This window comes from Nonomuraea sp. NPDC003201, assembly GCF_053590415.1.
In genome coordinates, this window is record NZ_JBSFTC010000664.1 from 1 (window position 1) to 2,309 (window position 2,309).

Here is a 2,309-nt window from a genome sequence, read left to right on the forward strand (position 1 = left end):
CGTCAGCGCCACCGCGCCGGAGGGCAGCGCGGCCAGCTCCTTGGCCTGCGCCACGGCGGCGGCCAGCACGTCGTTCTCCGCCACGAGCCTTGCTGGGCTGCGCTGCGGCCCGGCGGCAGGCTGGTGGCGAACGCCGTCACCCTGGAGTCCGAGTCCGTCATGGCCCAGTGGTACGCCCGGCTCGGCGGCGATCTGGTCCGCCTGGCCGTACAGCGGGCCTCACCCGTCGGCTCCTTCACGGGCTGGCGGGCCGCGATGCCGGTGACCGTGTGGTCGGTCACCAGGAAGGACGTGCCGTGACCGTGTACTTCATCGGGGCAGGCCCCGGCGCCGCCGATCTGATCACGCTGCGCGGCCTGCGGCGGCTGCAGTCGTCGCCGGTCTGCCTGTACGCGGGTTCGCTCGTGCCCCGCGAGCTCCTGGACGTCTGCCTCGTGGGAACCAGGCTCGTCGACACCGCGAACCTCACCCTCGACGAGATCGTGGTGGAGCTGCTGGCCGCCCACCGCGCGGGCCTGGACGTGGCGCGGCTGCACTCCGGCGACCCGTCGGTGTTCAGCGCGGTGGCCGAGCAGATGCGCAGGCTGGACGAGCTCGGCGTGCCGTACGAGGTGGTCCCGGGCGTGCCGGCGTTCGCGGCGGCGGCGGCCGCGCTGGGCAGGGAGCTGACCGTGCCCGGCGTCGGGCAGACCGTCATCCTGACCCGCACCTCGGCGCGGGCCACGCCGATGCCCGAAGGGGAGGACCTGAAGACCCTGGGCGCGAGCGGCGCCACGATCGTGCTGCACCTGGCCGTGCAGCGGATCGAGGCGGTGGTGGAGGAGCTGCTGCCCTCCTACGGGCCGGACTGCCCGGTGGCGGTGGTGGCGCGGGCCAGCAGGCCCGACGAGGTGATCCTGCGCGGCACGCTGGCGGACATCGCCGGGCAGGTCCAGGCGGCCGGGATCCGGCGTACGGCGGTGATCGTCGTCGGCCGGGTGCTGTCGGCCACGCAGTTCCCCGACAGCCACCTCTACAGCGCGGAGCGGGAACGGCCGTGCGACGGGTCCTGATCCTGGGCGGCACGGCCGAGGCGCGGGCGCTGGCCGCCGAGCTGTCCGCCGGGCTGTCCGTTCACGTGGTGTCGTCGCTGGCCGGGCGGGTGAGCAACCCGCGGTGGCCGGTCGGGGAGGTGCGCGAGGGCGGGTTCGGCGGGCCGGACGGTCTGGCCGCCTGGCTGGCGGCGGAGCGGATCGACGCCCTGGTGGACGCCACGCACCCGTTCGCGGCGCGGATGACGGCCTCGGCGGCCGAGGCGTCGGCGCGGACGGGCGTGCCGCTGCTGGTCCTGCGCCGCCCAGGGTGGCGGGAGGGACCGGGCGACACGTGGCAGCGCGTGCCCTCCCTGCACGCGGCCGCCGCACGACTGTCCGAGGCCGCCGCACGGCCGGGCGGTGGTCCGGTGCGGGTGTTCCTGACCACCGGCCGGCGGAGCCTGCCGGTCTTCGCCGGTCTGGCCGGGGCGTGGCTGCTGGCCAGGTCCGTCGATCCGCCCGAACCGCCGGTCCCGGACCACGTGCACGTCCTGCTGGACCGCGGGCCGTACACGGTCGAGGGTGAACGCGCCCTCATCCGCGAGCACCGGCTGGACGTGCTGGTCACCAAGGACAGCGGCGGGCCGATGACCACCGCCAAGCTGGTCGCGGCCCGCGAGCTCGGACTGCCGGTGATCATGGTGGACCGGCCGCCACTGCCCGCCGGCGTCCGGCTGGTGGAGACCGCCGGGGACGCGGCCGCCTGGGCTCAGGGATAGCGGCGCGGCGTGTAGACGACGCCGCGCTCGGTGACCCGGGTCGTCGAGGAGCCGACGATCAGCAGGCAGCGCATGTCCACGTGCGCGGGGTCGAGCTCGCCGAGCGTGGTGACGGTGACGCTCTCCCGCTCGCCGCCGACGTCGCGCCCGATCACCACCGGGGTGGCGGCGTCGCGGTGCTCCAGCAGCAGGTCACGGGCGGCGGCGACCTGCCACGTACGGCTGCGCGAGGCCGGGTTGTAGATCGCCAGCACCAGGTCCGCCTTCGCGGCGGCGCTCAGCCGGCCGGCCACCACCTCCCACGGCTTCAGCAGGTCCGACAGCGACAGCACGCAGTAGTCGTGGCCCAGCGGCGCGCCGACCCGGCTGGCCACGGCCTGGGCGGCGGTCAGCCCGGGGACGATCCGCACCGGCACGTCCGGGAAGCCGGCCGCGGCCTCCAGCACGGCGCTGGCCATCGCGAACACGCCTGGGTCGCCGGAGGACACCACGGCCACCCGCGCGCCGTCGCGGGCCA

At 75.9% G+C, this 2,309-nt stretch carries 3 protein-coding genes and 1 pseudogene; 3 read left to right on the forward strand and 1 reads right to left on the reverse strand.

Annotated features, from left to right (window positions below; translation table 11 throughout):
- The 3 genes and pseudogenes from ACWDX9_RS62485 to ACWDX9_RS62495 all read left to right on the forward strand — a co-directional run.
- Positions 1-300: pseudogene (locus ACWDX9_RS62485) on the forward strand (hypothetical protein); the annotation flags it as partial.
- Positions 297-1,052, forward strand: coding sequence for a precorrin-4 C(11)-methyltransferase (gene cobM / locus ACWDX9_RS62490; protein ID WP_449973314.1), 756 nt, complete (start codon positions 297-299; stop codon positions 1,050-1,052). The pseudogene ACWDX9_RS62485 and the gene cobM, both read left to right, overlap by 4 nt.
- Entirely contained in the window at positions 1,037-1,792 is a 756-nt protein-coding gene (locus ACWDX9_RS62495; protein ID WP_449973315.1) for a cobalt-precorrin-6A reductase, read from the forward strand. Before cobM ends, ACWDX9_RS62495 begins: the two co-directional genes overlap by 16 nt.
- Here ACWDX9_RS62495 and ACWDX9_RS62500 read toward each other — a convergent pair.
- Positions 1,783-2,309, reverse strand: a 527-nt coding sequence (locus tag ACWDX9_RS62500) for a precorrin-3B C(17)-methyltransferase (RefSeq protein WP_449973316.1), incomplete at its 5' end; no start/stop codon positions are given. The two genes, ACWDX9_RS62495 and ACWDX9_RS62500, sit on opposite strands and share 10 nt — an antisense overlap.